This window comes from Micromonospora trifolii (assembly GCF_050516465.1).
Classification (GTDB): Bacteria; Actinomycetota; Actinomycetes; order Mycobacteriales; family Micromonosporaceae; genus Micromonospora; species Micromonospora trifolii.
Genome location: NZ_CP191526.1, coordinates 2688943 through 2706558, shown reverse-complemented (window position 1 = coordinate 2706558; position 17616 = coordinate 2688943). Strand labels below are relative to the sequence as shown.

19 protein-coding genes and 1 pseudogene are annotated in these 17616 nt (G+C 71.6%); 9 read left to right on the top strand and 11 right to left on the bottom strand.

The genetic code is table 11. The annotated features are described in order from the left end of the window. Positions 1–33 precede the first annotated feature (33 nt). Both ACQRWP_RS12575 and ACQRWP_RS12570 read left to right on the top strand, forming a co-directional pair. Positions 34–504 (top strand): molybdenum cofactor biosysynthesis protein, encoded by a 471-nt coding sequence (locus ACQRWP_RS12575; protein WP_430502400.1) that lies wholly within the window; start codon positions 34–36, stop codon positions 502–504. Positions 505–709: 205 nt separating this feature from the next. Next, positions 710–1237, top strand: a complete 528-nt coding sequence (locus ACQRWP_RS12570; RefSeq protein ID WP_091398884.1) for an SUKH-4 family immunity protein — start codon at positions 710–712, stop codon at positions 1235–1237. Between the two features lies 1 nt (position 1238). On the opposite strand, the gene ACQRWP_RS12565 is transcribed toward ACQRWP_RS12570, so the two are convergent. From ACQRWP_RS12565 to ACQRWP_RS12550, 4 genes are all read right to left on the bottom strand, one after another. Continuing rightward, a complete protein-coding gene (locus ACQRWP_RS12565; RefSeq protein WP_430502399.1) occupies positions 1239–1616 on the bottom strand; it encodes a nuclear transport factor 2 family protein in 378 nt (125 codons plus the stop codon). A gap of 106 nt (positions 1617–1722) precedes the next feature. After that, a complete protein-coding gene (locus ACQRWP_RS12560) occupies positions 1723–2142 on the bottom strand; it encodes an ATP-binding protein (RefSeq protein ID WP_430502398.1) in 420 nt (139 codons plus the stop codon). Positions 2143–2370: 228 nt separating this feature from the next. After that, the gene (locus ACQRWP_RS12555; RefSeq protein ID WP_430502397.1) at positions 2371–3207 is read right to left on the bottom strand and encodes an oxidoreductase; all 837 of its coding nucleotides are present in this window, start codon (positions 3205–3207) and stop codon (positions 2371–2373) included. Between the two features lie 34 nt (positions 3208–3241). Next, the gene (locus ACQRWP_RS12550) at positions 3242–3574 is read right to left on the bottom strand and encodes a nuclear transport factor 2 family protein (protein WP_430502396.1); all 333 of its coding nucleotides are present in this window, start codon (positions 3572–3574) and stop codon (positions 3242–3244) included. A 180-nt stretch (positions 3575–3754) separates the two neighbouring features. On the opposite strand from ACQRWP_RS12550, the gene ACQRWP_RS12545 reads away from it, so the two are divergent. Both ACQRWP_RS12545 and ACQRWP_RS12540 read left to right on the top strand, forming a co-directional pair. Further along, complete coding sequence (locus ACQRWP_RS12545) at positions 3755–4141, top strand: DUF2267 domain-containing protein (RefSeq protein WP_196923406.1); 387 nt, start codon at positions 3755–3757, stop codon at positions 4139–4141. 173 nt (positions 4142–4314) lie between these two features. Further along, positions 4315–5274 carry a hypothetical protein gene (locus ACQRWP_RS12540; RefSeq protein WP_430503194.1) on the top strand — a complete coding sequence of 320 codons (960 nt, stop codon included), beginning with the start codon at positions 4315–4317 and terminating at the stop codon, positions 5272–5274. A gap of 75 nt (positions 5275–5349) precedes the next feature. Here the strand turns inward: ACQRWP_RS12540 and ACQRWP_RS12535 are convergent, their stop codons facing one another. Both ACQRWP_RS12535 and ACQRWP_RS12530 read right to left on the bottom strand, forming a co-directional pair. Next, a complete protein-coding gene (locus ACQRWP_RS12535; protein WP_430502395.1) occupies positions 5350–7755 on the bottom strand; it encodes a ricin-type beta-trefoil lectin domain protein in 2406 nt (801 codons plus the stop codon). A gap of 248 nt (positions 7756–8003) precedes the next feature. Further along, positions 8004–8870, bottom strand: coding sequence for a copper resistance CopC family protein (locus ACQRWP_RS12530; RefSeq protein WP_430502394.1), 867 nt, complete (start codon positions 8868–8870; stop codon positions 8004–8006). A gap of 103 nt (positions 8871–8973) precedes the next feature. On the opposite strand from ACQRWP_RS12530, the gene ACQRWP_RS12525 reads away from it, so the two are divergent. The 3 genes from ACQRWP_RS12525 to ACQRWP_RS12515 are packed head-to-tail and all read left to right on the top strand — an operon-like array spanning position 8974 to position 11600. Beyond that, complete coding sequence (locus ACQRWP_RS12525) at positions 8974–9450, top strand: hypothetical protein (protein ID WP_430502393.1); 477 nt, start codon at positions 8974–8976, stop codon at positions 9448–9450. 5 nt (positions 9451–9455) lie between these two features. Next, complete coding sequence (locus ACQRWP_RS12520) at positions 9456–10796, top strand: hypothetical protein (protein WP_430502392.1); 1341 nt, start codon at positions 9456–9458, stop codon at positions 10794–10796. Between the two features lie 36 nt (positions 10797–10832). Continuing rightward, positions 10833–11600 carry a nucleotidyltransferase domain-containing protein gene (locus ACQRWP_RS12515; protein WP_430502391.1) on the top strand — a complete coding sequence of 256 codons (768 nt, stop codon included), beginning with the start codon at positions 10833–10835 and terminating at the stop codon, positions 11598–11600. 35 nt (positions 11601–11635) lie between these two features. On the opposite strand, the gene ACQRWP_RS12510 is transcribed toward ACQRWP_RS12515, so the two are convergent. The 3 genes from ACQRWP_RS12510 to ACQRWP_RS12500 are packed head-to-tail and all read right to left on the bottom strand — an operon-like array spanning position 11636 to position 13394. Next, on the bottom strand, positions 11636–12172 hold the full coding sequence (locus ACQRWP_RS12510; RefSeq protein ID WP_430502390.1) for a GNAT family N-acetyltransferase: 537 nt from the start codon (positions 12170–12172) through the stop codon (positions 11636–11638). A gap of 12 nt (positions 12173–12184) precedes the next feature. After that, entirely contained in the window at positions 12185–13153 is a 969-nt protein-coding gene (locus tag ACQRWP_RS12505; protein ID WP_430502389.1) for an XRE family transcriptional regulator, read from the bottom strand. Then, on the bottom strand, positions 13056–13394 hold the full coding sequence (locus ACQRWP_RS12500) for a helix-turn-helix domain-containing protein (protein WP_430502388.1): 339 nt from the start codon (positions 13392–13394) through the stop codon (positions 13056–13058). The genes ACQRWP_RS12505 and ACQRWP_RS12500 overlap by 98 nt, the downstream gene beginning before the upstream one ends. 222 nt (positions 13395–13616) lie before the next feature. Between ACQRWP_RS12500 and ACQRWP_RS12495 the strand changes: the two genes are divergently transcribed. Continuing rightward, complete coding sequence (locus ACQRWP_RS12495; protein WP_430502387.1) at positions 13617–13904, top strand: hypothetical protein; 288 nt, start codon at positions 13617–13619, stop codon at positions 13902–13904. A gap of 14 nt (positions 13905–13918) precedes the next feature. After that, positions 13919–14224 (top strand): annotated as a pseudogene (locus ACQRWP_RS12490) (hypothetical protein); the annotation flags it as partial. Here the strand turns inward: ACQRWP_RS12490 and ACQRWP_RS12485 are convergent. Together ACQRWP_RS12485 and ACQRWP_RS12480 are read right to left on the bottom strand one after the other, a co-directional pair. After that, the gene (locus ACQRWP_RS12485; RefSeq protein WP_430502386.1) at positions 14219–15613 is read right to left on the bottom strand and encodes a dihydrolipoyl dehydrogenase family protein; all 1395 of its coding nucleotides are present in this window, start codon (positions 15611–15613) and stop codon (positions 14219–14221) included. The pseudogene ACQRWP_RS12490 and the gene ACQRWP_RS12485 overlap by 6 nt on opposite strands. Before the next feature lie 242 nt (positions 15614–15855). Then, positions 15856–17553: a hypothetical protein gene (locus ACQRWP_RS12480; protein ID WP_430502385.1), complete on the bottom strand. Its 1698-nt coding sequence runs from the start codon at positions 17551–17553 to the stop codon at positions 15856–15858. Positions 17554–17616: the final 63 nt, after the last annotated feature.

Sequence of the window (17616 nt, the reverse complement as noted above, 5' to 3'; positions counted from 1 at the left end):
GGGCGGTCGGGTCCGGTTCGTAGAATTCCTGCCATGCCGGAGATCGTCGAGTTGCTGGCCTCGCCCGTGCACCGCTTCCTGGGCCGGCCCGCCGACGGCCCGGCCCCGGCCCCGCCCGGTGAGCTGGTCGACGCCGTCCGGATCCGGGCCGGCCTCGGCATCGTCGGCGACCGGTACTTCGGCCAGCAGGCACACCGCGACGCCAGCGTCACCGTCATCGCCCAGGAGTCGCTACCGATCGGCATCGGCCTGGCCGAGGTGCGGCGCAACATCCTCACCACCGGGATCGCCGTGGACGAGTTGATCGGCAGAGTGCTGGTGCTGGACTCCGGCGATGGCCCGGTCAGCCTGCGGGTCAACAGGGCGGCCCGGCCGTGCGCCTGGATGGACGTCACCGTCGGCCCGGGGACGTGGAAGGCGCTGCGCACCACCGGCGGCATCCGCTGTACGCCCCTCAACGACGGCACCCTGCGCGTCGGCGCGATCGACGCCGTCGTGAGCTGAGGAAGGGCTCGACGTGGTGTGTGTCGACCTGACTGCGGCCGGTCGAAAGCCGGACGAGCGGTGGTGACGGCGCGGTTGGGGGATTCGGCGAGGTGACGCCCCGGCGAGCCGGTGCGTGGTAGAACCAAACCGCACATCGGCTCGCAGGTCTCCGGGCAGCCGAGGGCATTGCCGGACGGGACCTCATCCGAACAGAGGTGATGCGGTGAACCTCGAGCTGCGGCAGCTCATCGAGGAGCTGCGGGCTGAACTGGCCGATCTGCCGGACAGCCTGGCCTACGCCGAGTTCGGCGAGGGGGCTGCCATCGACGCCGTACCGGCGGGGCTCCCGGCCGACCTACGGGACCTCCTGCTGGTGGCCGACGGGCTGCGGGCGGGCCGGGTCGAGCTGGCGTCCTCGTCGACCCTCGCGGGGATCCAGTACCACCTGGACTACGCGCCGGACTTCTCGTCCATCCCGCAGGACCGGGCGGGCTGGCTGGTGGTCGGGGTCCGCAGCGACGAGCCGATCTTCATGGACCGTGGCACGGGAGCGATCTGGTACTTCCCACCCACCGGCACCGAGTGGTTCATGTCCGACGCGTTCGAGGAGCTCGCCCCCGACGTGGAATCCTTCGTGGACTACTACCTGCTCGGGCCGGGATACGCCGATCTGACCCCCGCCGACGACCGGTGGTTCGCGTTCCTCGACGAGCAGGGCCTGCTCGACGAGGACGACGAGGACGGCAGTTGAGTCAGACCGGGCTGATGTGGGCCGCCAGGATCCGCCAGCCGTGCCGGTCGTCGTGGACCCATGTCCGGGTGTAGCGCAGCCGCGCCGCGAACGGCGCCCCCTCGAAGACGCCGGACACCCGGCCCAGGAAGAACGTCACCCCCGTCGCTCCGACGACGAGCAGGTCCAGCTCCTCCTCCACCAACTCCTCAACGACCGAGCGGCGGTCCCGGTGGGCGGCCAGGTCATCCTGCTTGGTGTGCATACGACCGTCCGGGCCGATGGCAATCAGCTGGTCGACCAGCAGCTGATCGAGGGCGCCGACGTCGCCGGCCCGTTGGGCGGCCTGGAGGGTGCGCTCGGCGTCGAGCAGCTCAGCCTCGCGTGCGCTGTCCGGCATTGTTGCGTCCTCCCGTTTCGGGTCCGACCCGGTGCCACCGTCGGCCCGGGCTGTCCGCATTGTGGCAGCCAACCTGGCCCGGGCGGGCAGGGATCGCCTCCGACGTTCACAGACTCAGGCGAATCCGTACGACGGTCTGCCCGGGGCCGGTGAGCACCGCTACCTCGTCACAGATCTGCTCCACGATAGCCAGCCCGCGACCCCGCACCGAATCGGCGGCCGGCATGCTCCGGCCGAACGCCCGCGTCGGACCCCGGTCGACCACGTCGCAGAGCAGCTGACCCGGCTCGGCCCAGAGTCGTACCCAGCCGCCGCCGGTGGTGTGCTGCAACGTGTTGGTGGCCAGCTCGCTGACCGCCAGCGTCAACAGCTCCACCCGCTCGGCCGACAGGCCGCGGGCCAGCGCCCCGGCGCTGACGAAGGCGCGCAGCGCTCGAATGTCGGTAGCGACCTGATACGACATGGTGTCCGCGGCGTGGGTGGGAACACTCTGCTCGGCCACGGTCTCCCGTCGCTCGCCCGGCATCAGCCCGCCCGATGCGGCTGCCCGGCCAGCGGCACCGCGTTCCGCGCGGGTGTCGTGGGCGTGCGAGCCAGGAAGTGCGCCATCGGGCAGCGGGAACCCTTCTCGTAGCGACAGCTGTTGTCGCCACATCATGTCACCCACTGACCTCTTGACCGTCTCGTCCGTTCGGCGGTTGATCACGTACGGGCGGGCCCGACAAGCCTCGCCGCCGCGGCAGCGGGAGTCGGGTCAGGGAGTCGCGTCGAAGGCGATCGACTCGCTCAACTCCCGCCACCGCGCGTCCGAAGCGGCGAGGGTCTCGGCGGCCGCCCGGGCGGCCGCCACGGCGTCGGCGCCGAGCAGCAAGCGGAGCGGCGGGTCGTCGACCCGGGTGATCCGGATGATCGCCTGGGCGGCGCGGGCCGGGTCGCCCGGCTGGGTGCCGCTGGTCTGGCGCAGCCGCTGCACGGCCGGGTCGATGACCGGCCGGTACGGTTCGCTGACCGTCAGGGCGCTCATCGACGAGCCGGCCCAGTCGGTGCGCAGCCCACCCGGCTCGACCGTGGTGATCCGGATCCCGAACGCCTCGACCTCTCTGGCGAGCACCCCGGAGAAGCCGCTGACCGCCCACTTGGCGGACTGGTACGCGCCCAGACCCGTGCTCGCGACCCGGCTGCCGACACTGGAGATCTGCACGATGTGCCCGCGCCCCTGCTCGCGCATCACCGGCAGGCAAGCCCGGGACAGGTTCACCACGCCGAAGAAATTGGCCTCGATCTGCGCCCGGAAGTCGTCCTCCGACATGTCCTCGATCGCGGCGACGTCGGCGTACCCGGCGTTGTTGACCAGGATGTCCAGTCGTCCGAACGTGTCCACCGCGGTGCGGACGGCGGCACGGGCGGCGGCGGGGTCGTTGACGTCGAGGGCCACCGCGCGGACCTGGTCACCGTGCCGGTCGACCAGGTCGTCGAGCTGTGCCGGGTTGCGGGCGGTGGCCACCAGGTGGTCGCCGTCGGCCAGGACGGCCTCGGCGAGGGCGCGGCCGAGACCACGCGAACAGCCGGTGATGAGCCAGACTCGCGGCACGGCCTTCCTTTCGTGTCGGTGGACCAACTCGTCGTCAGGGGCGGATGTCCAGGGCGCCGATCAGCCCGTCGCGCAGCGTGAACCGGTACCGCAGCTCGATCGGGCTGCCGGGGAAGTCGCCGGACACCCGGGTGAGAGCCAGGTACGAGTCGCCCGCCTGCGATGTGACCCTGACCGGCTCGGCGGTGTACGAGTAGGCGTCCATCGTCTTCTGCCGCCAGGCGCGGATCGAGGCCCGCCCGTCGTACAGCCGGTCCTCGTCGGCGACGCTCGCGGTGTCCGCGAAGCAGGCGACGAAGGCGTCCAGGTCCCGGTCGTTGACGGACCGGAAGTACCGGTCGATCACGTCGGGCAGGTCGAGGGCCATCTGCTCCTCCTGCGACACGGGCCGCCGTCGGGCAGCCGTCGGGTTCCCGGTCCGACCTCACCGTACGAGAAGCGGACGGCACCGCGCGGAGCAACCAGCAGAACCATCCCGCTGCGGCTGCCGGGTTTGCTGCCGGTGGGCCCGGGTAGCCACGCGTTTCCGAAAGCGAAGGGCGGGGGCATGGCCGAGCTGGCGTTCGTCGACAAGGTTGCGGCACGGGCGGGTCTCCCGCCGGAGCAGGCGCGCCCCCTCACCGAGGCGGTCCTGCGGACCCTCACCGAGCGGCTCAGCGGCGGGGAGGCGGGCGCGTTGGCCCCCCACCTGGCCGACGAGCTGAGCCCGCTGCTGGTCAAGGCCGCCGAGCCGCCGGAAACGTTCGGCTACGACGAGTTTCTGCGCCGGGTGGCCGACCGCGCCGGGATCGACCGTCCGGCCGCCGAGCGGGGCACCCGCGCGGTACTCCAGACGATGCACCGGGTGGTCGGGCACCGGGAGTTCGAGGACGCCCTGGCCCAACTCCCGGCGGACCTGCGGGCACTGGCGCAGCCGCTGCCGCACGGCCCCTGACCGACGGCCCCATCGCCGGACGCCGCGGGCGTCGGTGACCGTTCGGTCCCTGGTGCGCCGCCACGACACCGGGTCTACTGTGCGTTACCGATCGAACGCGCAGTGGTGGCGGTCCCGCGCCCGTCCGCCGGGTCGTCGCCGCTCCGATCCGAGGAGCGTCCCCCTTGGCGTCCATGGTGTCCCCGCGTCCCCTGCTGACCGCAGCGACGACCGTCGTCGCGCTGATCACCCTCGCTCCTGCTCCCGCCGCCGCGTCTCCGCACAGCTATCGGGTCGTCGACCTCGGCACCCTGAGCGGGGGTGACGGCGCTGCGACGGCGATGAACGACCGCGGCGACATCGTCGGCTGGAGCACCGTCGCCAGCGGCGCCCGGCACGCCGTGCTCTGGCGCCACGGTGTCATCACCGACCTGGGCGTGCTGCCGGGCGACACGGATTCCAGCGCCGTGGACGTCAACGAGTTCGGTGACGTGGCGATCACCTCCTTCGGCTCGGACTTCCTGACCCGCGCGGTGCTGTGGCGTGACGGTCAGCTCCACGACCTGGGCACCCTGGGCGGGGAGAACAGCGTGGCGATCGGCGTCAACGACCGGCGGCAGGTGCTCGGCACCAGTGAACCGGCCGGCGACATGCCGCACCGCTTCCTGTGGCGCAACGGGGTCTTCACCGACCTGGGGCGGGAGTACTTCTACGAGTTCACCACCGACTTCAACAACGCCGGCGACGTGGTGGGCGGGTTCAACGTGCCGCCGCAGGCCTACCCGTGCACCTGCGTCGGTGGCCGGCTGCGCGACGGGGTGCTCACCCAGATCGGCAGCGAGGCCCTCGGGGTCAACAACCGGGGCCAGGTGGTGGGCACGGCGAACGGGCGGGCGTTCCGCTGGCAGAACGGGATACTGACCGACCTCGGCACGCTGGGTGGCGACTGGAGCCGTGCCACCGCGATCAACGACCGGGGTGAGGTGGTGGGCCAGAGCACCACCACCGCCGCGTGGCACCCGTTCCTCTGGCGCAACGGGGTGATGACCGACCTGACCACCCGAGGCGTGTGGGAGACCGACTCGATCGAGGACATCAACATTCGGGGCCAACTCGTCGGCGCCCGGGGCAACCGGCCGGTGTTGTTCCGCTGAGCGGCGGTCCTCTCACCACGGACGAGTGGGGGCGTGGCCTGACCCGCCGGTCAGACCACGCCCCTTCGTCCGAGGTCAGCCGGTTACCCCGCTACTGACCACCCACTTCTGGTGTGCGCCGCCCGCGTACGTGCCGAGTTGGATCTGGGTGCGGTCGGCGCTGCTACCGCCCGCGGCCTCCAGGGCCTTGCCGGACTGCGGGTTGCGGATCGACCCGTCGGCCTGCGGCTGCCAGACCTGCGCGCCGCTGCCGTTGCAGGTCCAGAGCTGAACCTTCGTGCCGTTGGCGGTGCCGCCGTTGTCCACGTCCAGGCACTTGCCCAGCACCCGGTACGTGTCGCCGACCTTCGTCCACGACTGTGCTGTGGTGCCGTTGCAGGTCCAGAGCTGGATCTTCGTGCCGTCGGCGGTGCCCGCGTTGTCGACGTCCAGGCACTTGCCACCGACGCCGGTGATGGTGCCGCCGGTCGGCGGCGGGGGACTGCCCGGGATCGAGTTGAGCGTGTACCACGCCTCGGTGCTCCAGAGGGACTGGCCGCTGGTGGAGGTGAACGGGCGCGGTGACCGCAGGTGCACCACCCTGCCGGCCTTGCGACCGGGCACCGTGAGGCTGACCTTCTTGCCGTCCGCCGAGAGGGTGGCCGAGGTGACGGTCAGGGTCTCCTCGTCGATCTTCGGACCGCCGTAGTTCGACGTCGCCACGTACCGCCACTGCTTGAGCTTGTAGCGCGCGGCCAGGTCGGTGGCGGTCGCCGTCGACACCGGCTGGGTGTACTCCACCTCGAAGCCGGTCGTGGTGGCGCGCATCGCGAGCATCTCGAACGTGGTGGCGGTGTTCGGGGTGAGCTTCTGCAGGCCGTACGACAGCTTGCCGGTCTGGCCCCAGTTGCCGCCCGCGCCGAGCCCGCCGACGTAGATCGCGCCGTCCGGGCCGACGTTGACCTCGGAGACGCCCGCCTCCAGACCCTGGGTGAGCCGGAACAGGGCGCCCTGGTACTCGCCGTTGACCTTCTCCACATTCGCCCGTTGCAGGCCGCCGTACGTCACGTCGCCGATGACGAACTGGCCGGCGTAGCGACCGCTGGTCAGGTAGAGCGGCGTGCTGGGCGAGTTGGCGATCTCGTTCTGCGGCATCCAGAGCACCGGCTGCGTGACCTGAGCGGTGTCGAACGGACCCGCCGGGTTCGTGAAGTGGTTGAAGAACCGGCCCTGCTTGACGTGCACCAGCTTCGACGAGGGCAGCCAGCCGCCCTGGTTGTCGGTGACGAAGATGCCGCCCTCCGGGCCCCAGCCGATCCCGTGCGGCGTACGCAGGCCGCCGGCGACGTAGCTGACCGCACCGGTGTCCTTGTTGACCTTGAGGGTGGTGCCGCGGTTGGTGGCGGGTTGCGGGTTGGTGGTGGCGCCGCCGGAGTTGATCGACACCGACAGGTTCAGATAGAAGAACCCGTCCTGGTAGAGCAGGCCGAACGCGAACTCGTGGAAGTTGCCGCCGTACGGCCAGGTGGCGACGGTTTCCAGGCGCTCGGCCGCCTCGTCACCACCGGTGTTCACCAGCCGGGTCAACCGCTGCTTCTCGGTCACGTAGACGACCCCGTCGACGACCTTGAGCCCCATCGGTTCCTTGAGGCCGCCGGCGATCTTCTTGGTGGTCACGTTGCCGGGGCTCGTCGATCCGCCGGTGTTCCCGAGGATCCAGACCTCGCCGTCCTGGGAGGTGCCGGACTGGTCGCTGCCGCCCCAGGTGCTGATGACCAGTCGGCCGTCGGCCAGCCAGTCCATCCCGGTGACCTTCGGCTGGAAGCCGCTGGGCCGCAGGTTTGTCAGCGTGTAGCCGGGGTGCACGCCGGTCAGCGGCAGGCCGTCACCGGGGGTGTCGGAGACGCCCTCGCACTCCTTGCGTCCGGGTGCGGTCACCCGGACCACGCCGGCGTCGGTGCTCAGCGCCGAGTTCGGTACGACCACGAAGGTCGACGAACCGGGCGTCTTCCATTCCAGGGTGATCTGCTGCCCGCCCCCACGCTCGAAGTGGTCGATGCGCAGCGGGTGCAGGCCGGCGGTGAGGGTGACAGTGCCCTCCTTGGGCGGGGTCGCGCCGTGCAGGCCGTCGTGGTTGATCACCACGGTGTTGTCGATCGACAGCTTGGAGCCGTCGTCGCTGCTGAGCCGGAAGGTGTAGCTGCCGGCCTGGGTGGTGGTGATGTTGCCGAGCACCTGCGAGACGAAGTTGTCCTCGAAGCCGAAGTCGGCCGCCGAGGTCCAGTTGATGGTGGACATCAGCTTGTCCACGTTGGGGGTCTGGGCGGGCTTGAGGGTGCACAACTCGGACAGCGGCACCTGCACGTCGAAGACGCGAAGCGTGACGCCCGGTTCCTGCGCGGGGGCGGCGTTGGCGGGGACGGCCCAGAGACCGGCGGCGAGGACGAGTGCCAGCGCACCCAGGACGGGATGGTGGAGTCGGCGTAGCAGGCGTGTGCCCATCGTTCCTCCAGGAGGCAGCGGAGTGTCCGACGGCCGGCGTGGATCAGCGGTGAGGATGACCGTCGGCCCGGCTCCGTAACGTCCTCGACGCCGACGAGTGACGTTGCGGAAACACCGGGTGGATGGCTCGGAACATTAAGGCGTTTCGATTGGACTGTCCATGGCTTCGCCTCGATACATCAAAAGTTTCCAATGTCCGTGCGAAAGTTCGCGACTGTAAGCGAAGAATGCCCGGCTATCGCGAGGGTCTACCGCCGTCCGCGCCGCGCCGGACCACCGGTCCGATTGCCGGTCTTCCGAGTCGGGTTGACGGACTTGCGGGTCCCGGCGCCGCCTCGGCCCGCTGCTCCGGCGGGCCGGCGTTCCGCTGTGGAGGATCCGCGCGTCGCGGGCCGGCGGCGGGCCGCCACCAGCACGAGCACTGCGACCGTGACGACGATCAGGGCTGGGATCAGCCACGCCGGAAACCCAGTGTCGCGCTGCTCCTCGGCGGCGCCGGCCGGCTCGCTCGCCGGAGCGCCGGTGGGGCCGATCGGGCTGCCGGTGGCCCCAGGGTTGGTCGAGCCCTCACCTTCGGCCTGGGCGAGCAGCGCCGGATCCGGTCCCGCCGTGGGCGCCGACCAGCCGGCCGGGGCCGGCGTACCCGGGCCCTGGTAGTCGAAGGTCACCTCGCCCCGCACCGCCTCACCGTCCGAGGCGACCGAGAGGTAGCTGGCGGTGTAGCGGCCCTTCGCCGGCCAGTGCGCGACGGTCACCATGGCCGGGAAGCCGGTGTGGTAAAGCCGTGGCTCGAACACGCCGTTGACCATGAAGTACTCGGTGACCGGCTTGTCCAGTCGCTTCGGCTCACCGTAGGACCAGCCATTGTCCACTCGCGACCCGTTCGGCCCGCTGATGGCGAAGTGCGCGTTGGACGCCGGCTTTTCGGTGAAGTACAACGCCAACTGGGTCAGCGGCTCGCGTACGACGGTGCCTTTCAGCGGAGTGGAGGTCGCCAGCTGGCCGTGCGCTGACGCCGGGGCGACCGGCAGTAGCAGCGACACCACCACGGTCGCCGCCAGCGCCGCCACGACACGGGTCAGGACCTTACGCACAGTGACCAGCTTCGATCGCATTCGTTCATCATGGTCATTTCCCCGGCACCGAACAAGACGTAGAGTTCTCCTCCCCGACGATCAACACGACACCCGTCCCCCTCGCGTCGTTCGGAGTCCGCCCGTGTTCGTCAGTACCCCCGCCGCCCGGACCGCCGCCACCCTCGCCGCCGCCACCCTCGGCGCCCTGCTCCTCGCCGGTTGCGGGCAGGACGACGACCCCTCCGTGGCCACCCCCTCGACGGCGCCCACGTCCGCCGCCCCGTCGACCGCCACCCCCACCGCGCCGACCCCGACGGCCACCGGCACGCCCAGCTCCTCCGCCAGCACCGCCGCGGTCGACCAACAGATCACCGTCACGATCGCGAAGAAGCGGGTCGATCCGCCGACCGGACGGGTCACCGTCAGTAAGGGCCAGCTGGTCCGGATCACGGTCACCTCCGACGTGGCCGACGAATTGCACGTGCACGGCTACGACCTGGGCGCCCGGCTGCCGGCCGGCACGCCCGGCTCGGTGGAGTTCCGCGCCGACAAGACCGGGCTGTTCGAGGTGGAGACGCACGAGTCCGAGCTGGTGCTCTTCCAGCTCGTCGTCCGCTGAACGACATGACGGCCGCTCCCACGCTGCTGGCACACGGCGTCGGTGGCCGCCAGGACCTGCCGATCACGCTGCCGCAGCTCGTCGTCGCCGCCGCACTGACCCTCGTCGTCACCTTCGTGGCGCTGGGCCTGCTCTGGCGCGAACCCCGGCTCGACCGGGACGCCGTCGGCGGTCGCCCGGTGCCGCGCTGGCTCGCCCGACTCGTCGACGCGCCCGCGTTCCGGTGGGCGCTGCGCGGGCTGGGCCTGCTCGCCGCCGCCTGGTTCTGCCTCGGTCTGCTGGGCGGGCCGGACACCGCGGACAACCCCACCGCCGGCGCGCTCTACGTGCTGCTCTGGGTCGGGCTGGCCCCGCTGTCGCTGCTGCTCGGCCCGATCTGGCGGGCGGTCAATCCGCTGCGTACGGTGCACCTGCTCGCGGCGCTGGCGGCGCGGCGCGACCCGAACCGTGGGCTGCGTGAGCTGCCCGAAAGCGTCGGTTGGTGGCCGGCCGCCGCCGCCCTGTTCGGGTTCGTCTGGCTGGAACTGGTCGCCCCCGACCGGGCCACCCTGCCGGTCATCACCGCCTGGCTGGCCGGGTACGCGGTGGTCCTGCTGGCTGGCGCGGTGCTGTTCGGCGCCGGCTGGTTCGACCACGCAGACCCGTTCGAGGCGTACAGCACCCTGATCGGTCAGCTCGCCCCGCTCGGCCGGGCCGCCGATGGCGTCCTGGTGTGGCGCAACCCGCTCGACGGGATAGCCGGCCTGCGACCCCGCCCTGGGCTGGTCGCTGTGGTGATCGTGCTGCTCGGCTCGACCATGTACGACAGCCTTTCCAACGCGCCGGGCTGGTTGCGCTTCAGCCAGGAGAACGGCCTGCACCCGGCGGTCACCGGCAGCGCCGGTCTGAGCCTCGTCATCGCCGCCGTCGCGGTGGCGTACCTCGCCGCCACCGGCGCCGCGGCGCGCATCGGTCGCGCCGACGCGGCCGAGGCCCGTGGGGTGCCGGGCGAGATCGCCCACTCCATCGTGCCGATCGCGGTGGGGTACGTGGTGGCGCACTACTACTCGCTGCTGATCCTGGAGGGTCAGCGCACCGTCGCGTTGCTCTCCGACCCCCTGGGCACCGGCGCCAACTGGCTCGGCACCGCCGACTGGGAGCCGCAGACCGCGCTGATCACGCCCTCCGGGGTGGCGACCCTCCAGATCACCGTCATCATCCTCGGGCACCTGCTCGGCACGCTGCTCGCCCACGACCGCGCCCTGTACCTGTTCCCCCGGGTCCGGGCGGTGGCCGGCCAACTACCCCTGCTGGCGCTGATGGTCGCCTACACCGTCGCCGGTCTGCTGCTGCTCTACGCGGGGTAGTCCCGCCGGGCTCCGACCCGTGCGCCATGATGGCCCGTGGACTCCGATCTCCAGTGCTACCTCGACGACCTCGTCATCACCGCCCGGGACGTGCTCGGCGCCGACCTGGTCGGCGCGTACGCGGCCGGTTCGGTGGGGCTCGGGGCGTACCAGCCCGGCCGCAGCGACGTGGACGTGGCGCTGCTCAGCGCCGGGCCGCTCACCGAGGCCGCCAAAAGGACGTTGGTCGCCCGGCTGCGGCACGAGGCGCTGCCCTGCCCCGCGCGCGGACTGGAGCTGGTCGTCTACGACCGGGCGGTGGCCGCCTCCGGCACCCCGGAGCCCGGCTTCGAGGTCGAACTGAACACCGGGGCCGGCATGCCGTTCCGGCGCACCCTCGACCCCGCCGACCGCCCGGCTGCCGACGGCCGATTCTGGTACGGCCTCGATCGCAGCATCCTGCACCAGAGTGGGCTCCCACTGCTCGGCCCGCCGGCAGGGGAGGCCTTCACCGACCTCGCCCCGGCCGACCTGCGCCGGCTGCTCATCGAGGCGCTGTCCTGGTGGCTGGCCCTGCCCACACCGCCGGCCGACCAACCCGCGCCCGGCACCGAGGACGCCGTACTCGGCGCCTGCCGGTCACTGGTGCGCCACCGCGACGGCGTCTGGTTGGCGAAAGTGGCCGCCGGCCAGCGGCTGATCGACTCCGGCGACCCAGCCGAGGTGATCCGTCAGGCGGTCGCCGCGCGGCACGACGGGCCGCCGCCCACCGGGGCGCAGGCCCGCGCCTTCCAACAACGAGTACGCGACGAGATCGCCGGGTAGCCGTCGCTCGGTTGCGGGGGCGGGCCTCGCGGCGCTCAGCGGACCCGCTCCGGGCCAAGGTCGAGGACGAGGAGGTCCATGGGTGGACCCCAGGGCAGGACTGATGTGCCGACCTGCCGCCACCCGTTGCGCGCGTACACCTTCCGTGCCCGAGAGCGGGGATCCGAGGCGAGAGTGGCGTACCGCTCCGAGCGGTCGGCGAGCAGCCGGCGCATCAACTCCGCGCCGGCGCCCTCGCCGCGGCGGTGCGGGTGGACGACCCACTCCATCACCGCCAGTTTCGCCGCCGCACGGATCTCGGCGGGCGGGTCGGCGTCGGCCCGGGACCACCAGTCGCCGGCCGACATGGTCCACCCGTAGGCGGCACCGACCAGCGACGAGTCCACGGCAACGGTGACGAGAGTGAAACCGGGCCGGCCGGCCTCCCCGGGCAGGCGGTCGCGGAAACGAGCCACCTGGTCGGGGCCTTCCTCGTACGGCGGCTCGGCGTACACACACTCGTACAAGTCGACCAGCGGTCCGAAGAAGCGGGCCGCGTCCTGGCTGTGGCTGATGGTGTAGATCAAGCCCATGCCCGGATGATGCTAGACGCGTACCCGCTCTACCAACTCGCTGTAAACCGGCCGGTGTCGCTCGGCGTCGGGAACGGCGGCGGCAACTTGCCGGGCGACCGCACGCACGAGTTCGTTGTGCTGTTCGGCGGGTAGCTGGTCGAGCAGGCCCGCGGCGAGGCGTAATCCGTCGGGGATGTGCCCGCTGCGGCACAATGCCGCCGCCTGGTGCAGCTGCACCTGCGTGCGTAGCCGCTGCTGCGACGGCGGGTACAGCTCGAGGGCGCGCTGCTGTGCGGCCTCGGCGGCGTGCTGGTCCCCGGCGTGGGCGTACACCCACGACTCGGTGTGTCGTAGCCGGTGCTCTGGCCAACCCCACAGCGACTCCACGTCGGCCGTCACCGTGGCGGGCAGCGCCTCCACCCGGTCGGCGAGGGCGCGCACGCAGGCCACCGCCTCGGCGTGCCGGCCGGCAAGCGAGAGTGCCTGCGCCCTGCCCGCGAGCAGCCCGCACGTCGCCGCCGAAGGCGTGCCGTCGGTCAGCGGCAGCACCTGGTCGGCCAGCGCTACCACCGTGGTGGGGGCCCGGCCGTCGTAGCAGCCGTTCACCACGTCCCACGCCCGGGTGAGCACCCGCGTGTCTGCGTCGCCGGATTCGTCGGCGATCCGCTGCGCGCTGGCCCGCCACCTGCCGGCCAGCACGGTCTGCCCGCACGCGTTCAGGCTGAGTGCCACGATGACCGACAGGCGGCCAGCGGCGCGTAGCAGCAATGGGCGATGGTGCCCGTCGGCGGCGGCGATCTGTTGCTGCAACACGGTCAGGTCCCGCCCAAGTTGGGCCACGAGTTGGTCGTGCGGTTGGCGGTAGTAGCCGCGTCCGTAGTCCGCGACTATCTCAGTCCACTCATCGAAGTCGACATCGACCGCGGCGCTGAGCCCCTGCCGCAGGGCCTCCCATCTCACGAGCCGATCCACCGCGGGCACCGCGGCGAGCGCGCCCATTACCTGGAGTACCGACCGTCTGCGCACGTCCTTGTCGCCTGCCTGCTTGGTCCCGTACGCCGTCTCCAATGCACCACCAGCCGACAACGCGCGGTCGTAGGCGGCCACCACCGCTGCGCTGGTTGCCGCGTTCAATCTGCCCGAGGTAGCCGAAGTCGTACGCCGTCAGTTCGGCGAACTTCCGCAGCGACCAGCCGGCGGCTTTGCGGTGCTGTCTGAGTGTGTCCCCGAAACCGTCCATCTCGCCCCCCGGCGTGTGGGCTCCCATGTGGGCCCACTGCTCACGGCTGCCACACCCCGCAGCGTAGCGGCAACGCTACCCATGTCGGTCGATCTCGGGCGGCGTGAATAGGCGCGGCGGATCGCTGCCGGACGGCGCGGTATGTCGTAGCCGCTGGTTGTGGTTGCCGACCGGAGTCTCACTCTTGTCGGCCACCACGCACAACCCTTGGGGGTGGACGTCATGAAATGGATTGGAAAAGCGGCGGCCGTGGATGTCGACGCGAAGGTGCCCGCCGGAACCAAGCTGTTCCTCCTGGCCGGGGAGTGGCTGTGCGAGCCCACCGTGCTCGCCCGACGGGACGAGGTGGTGATCGTCGTGGCCATCTGTCGGGGGGCGACCAGCGGCTGGGTGTGGGTTAGAGGGCACGTGTGCCGGCGCCAGGACCCTCCGGACTGCGGCACCGGGTCCTGCTTCGAGCACCAGGTGCTCGCCTCGGCGATCCGCCTTAACCTGGCCGGTCAGCGGTGAGCGCGGCCCAGCCCCTGAAGGTTGACACGGAGCGGCACGGGCTCGCGGCCCACCCGGTGCAAGACGGCGAGACGCACACCCCGCTGCGCCCGGGGTGGCGTTGCCGGGTGGACGGCCAGCAGTGGCCCTGCCACGACGCAAAGCTGCTACTCAGGGCGGAGTTCGATGACAACCAGTCGGGACTGACCATCTACCTGGCGGGCATGTTCCATGAGGCCACCCAGGATCTCCACCACCTCAACCCTTACGAAGGACCCAGCCCGCGCGAGTTGTACGACCGCTTCGTGGCCTGGGGTCGGCGGGTTTCGCGGGGCTCAGCGGACCGGGCGGGACTCCAGCGAGGCGAAGAGCAGATTGAGACCCTCGGTCATGGTCGGGTGGGTAATGACGGCGTCCCGCAGGTCGGTCCACGGGATTCCGGCGAGCATCGCCAGCTGCACCGAGGTGATCACCTCACCGGCCTCGGCGCCGAGCAACGCCGCGCCGAGGATCCGGTCGGTGCTGGTGTCGATGACCGCCTTCCACATGCCCTGGGTCTGGCGCAGGGTGCGTGCCCGGGGGATGGCGGCCACCGGCAGGTGGGCGACCTGGACGTCGTACCCGGCGCGGCGCGCCTCGGTCTCGGTCAGCCCGATCCGCGCCAGCTCCGGGGTGGTGAAGACGGTGTACGGGATCAGCCGGTCGGCGGTGCTGCGCTGGCCTCCCGCGAGGTTCGCCCGGATGATTCGGTAGTCGTCCAACGAGACGTGGGTGAACTGCGGGCTGCCGGCGACGTCCCCGGCCGCCCAGGTGCGCTCGGCGCTGGTGCGCAGGTGCTCGTCGACCTCCACGAAGCCCCGCTCGCTGAGCCGTACGCCGGCCACGTCCAGGCCGAGCCCGTCGGTGACCGGTTCCCGGCCGGCCGCCACCAGCACGTCGTCCCCGATCACCACGCTGCCGTCGTCCAGCGTCACCCGGAGCGAGCCGTCGGCCTCCCGGTCGACCCGCGCGACGGCCACACCCACCCGTACGTCGATGCCATCGTCGAGGAAGACGCGCATCACCGCGTCGCTGATGTCGGCGTCCTCGCGGGTGAGCAGCCGTGGGCCGCCCTCGACCAGCGTCACCGCGCTGCCGAACAACGCGAACATCTGCGCGAACTCCACCCCGACGGTGCCGCCGCCGAGCACCACCAGCCGGGCCGGCAGCCGGTCCAGGCGCAGCAACTCGTCGCTGGTGAGCACCCCGGCCTCGGCCATCCCGGGTACCGACGGCAGATGAGGGCGAGTGCCCGTGTTGATCACCACGTCGCTGCCGCGCAGCAGTCGCTCGCCGCCGTCGGCGAGTGCCACCCGTACGGTTCGTGGGCCGACGAACTGGGCCTCGCCGATCACCAGGTGCAGGCCGGAGTCGAGGAACTGCTGCCGGTTGGCGGCGACCATCCCCTCGACCACGTCCTGCTTGTGCGCGCGCAACAGGTCGATGTCGACCCGGCCGCCCTCCACCGTCAGGCCGAGCGCCGACGCGTCCCGCAGTTGGCGGGCGGCCCGCGCGCTGGTCACCAGCGCCTTCGTCGGGATGCACGCGACGTTGATGCAGCTGCCGCCGATCATGCCGCGCTCGACCATGGCGACCCGCTGACCGGATCGGGCGACGTCCATGCTCAACGTCTTGCCGGCCTTGCCGCCACCGACGACGAGCAGGTCGAACTCCTCCGGTTGGTCGGTCACCGGGCGCTCCTCTCGGTCACCGGCCAGGCCGGTGGCCACCGCTGGTGCGCGGCGGCCAGCCCAGCCTGCCAGCTCAAGCGGGCACGGCGACCCGGTTCCGCGCAGAATCCGCCCGGGTCGCCCCCATTCCGCGATCTGCACTTACTGCCCCGACATACGGGGCATTCCGTGAATCTCGGCGACCGAAACCGCAAGATCGGCGTGGGCGGGGGCTCCGGGCCCGGGTGCAAGCGCTGCTGAGGTCAGTGTCGGGCGGCGCCGTTCTCGCTGACCGGCTGTCCGAAGGCCAGGAACGGCACGGGGGTCGGTGCGTCCGTGCCGATGTGCCGAGGGAAGGTCGGCTCGGCGTCGTCGGCGCTCACCTCCCGGGCTGCCGTACGGTCGGGCGCCGGCGACTCGTCCGCCACCGCCGGCGCGCCGCCGTGCTCGCCGTTCGCCTGATCGGCCGGGGTCCGGTCGGTACCGGCCTGTTCTACCGGGGTCCGGTCGACGTAGCTGTTCTCGACCGAGACGCGGTCAACAGATGCGGGGCTGAGCGGGGCGCGGTCGGCGTCCCCATCGTCCACGGTGGGTCGCTCCGGTGAGTGCCGGTCGACGCCGACGCGGTCGACGTTGAGCCGCTCGACGCCTACCCGCTCGGGGGCGGGTCGGTCCGCGCTCGAGCGGGAACCCACCATCGGGTACTCAGCGGTCTCCGTACCGCCGGCTGCCGCGGCCATGACCGCGGCGGCGGCGAGATCGGCCACCCGCTTCGCCTCCCGCTGTACGCGGGCGCGGACCTCCTTGGCGTGCCGCTCGGCGGAGTCCCCGGCCCGCCGGGCCTCGTCCAGCCGGGCGCTCTCGGCGGTCAGGTCCCGGCGGACCTCACCGAGTCGCTGCTGCATCCGGGACAGCTCGTTCTCCAGCGTCTCGCCCTCCTGGCGGATCTCGGCGAGCTGCTGGCGGCCGGTGTCCAGCTCGGCGTTCAGCTCGGCGGCCTCCTGCCGGCGCTCCTCAAGCTCCTTCTGCAGGGCGGCGAGCTGCTGCTGATGGCTGGCGGCCTGCTCGTCGGCGCGGTTGCGCAGCTCGGTCACGTGCTGCTGCGCCTCGGCCAGCAGCGCGGCGATCTGCTGCTCGGTCGCGCTGCGCTGCTCGGCCAGCTCCTGCTCGGCGGCGGCCTGCTGTTCGGCGATGTCCTGCTCGGCGGCGGTACGCCGTTCGTTGACCTCTCGCTCCACGCTGGCCTGCCACTGGGCCATCTCCTGCTGGTTCTTGGAGCGGGCCGACTGGAGTTCCTGCTGGATCTGCGTACGGGCCGACTTCATCAGCGCGTCGGCGGCGACCCGGGTCTGGTTGAGCTGCTGCGCGCTCTGCTCGGTGATCCGCTTGGCCTCGTGCTGGGCGCGCTCGTGCGCGGCCTCACCGTCGGCCCGCAACTGCTCGGCGTGCTCGCGGATCGCGGTCAATTCAGCTTCCGCGTGGGTGCGCCGTTCCTCGTGCGCCTGCTCCTGCTCGGCCCGTCGGGCGGCCAACTCCTCGGCCAGATCCTGACGTGCCTGCGCGGCCCGCTCACGGGTGTCGGCGAGGATCCGCTCGGACTCGCTGCGCAGCTCGTTCGCCCGGTCGGTGGCCGACTCGGTGATGATGCCGGCCTGCTTTTCGGCGAGCGCCATGATCTCGCCGACCATCGGGCCCAGATCGTGGAACGAGGCGCGGTCCACCTGCACGGGTTGCTCCTGAAGCTCGGCCAGTTCGGCGCGCAGACGCTGCACCTCGGCGGTCAGTTCACGGACGCGGACGGCGGAGCGCCCGTGCTCCCCGCTCAGCATCGCGATCTGGCCGTCGAGCTGCTCCAGGTGCCGGTCCACCTGGCGTTTGTCGTATCCGCGCAGGGCGAGCTCGAAGCTCGGCCGGGAGGCCGCATCGTCGCGTGCTGCGTGCGGCTCAGCGCCGATGGACATGCACCATCCTCCGTACGATCGGGGCGTCAGGGTCGGCGGTCGCCTGCCCCACGGGCCGTCAGT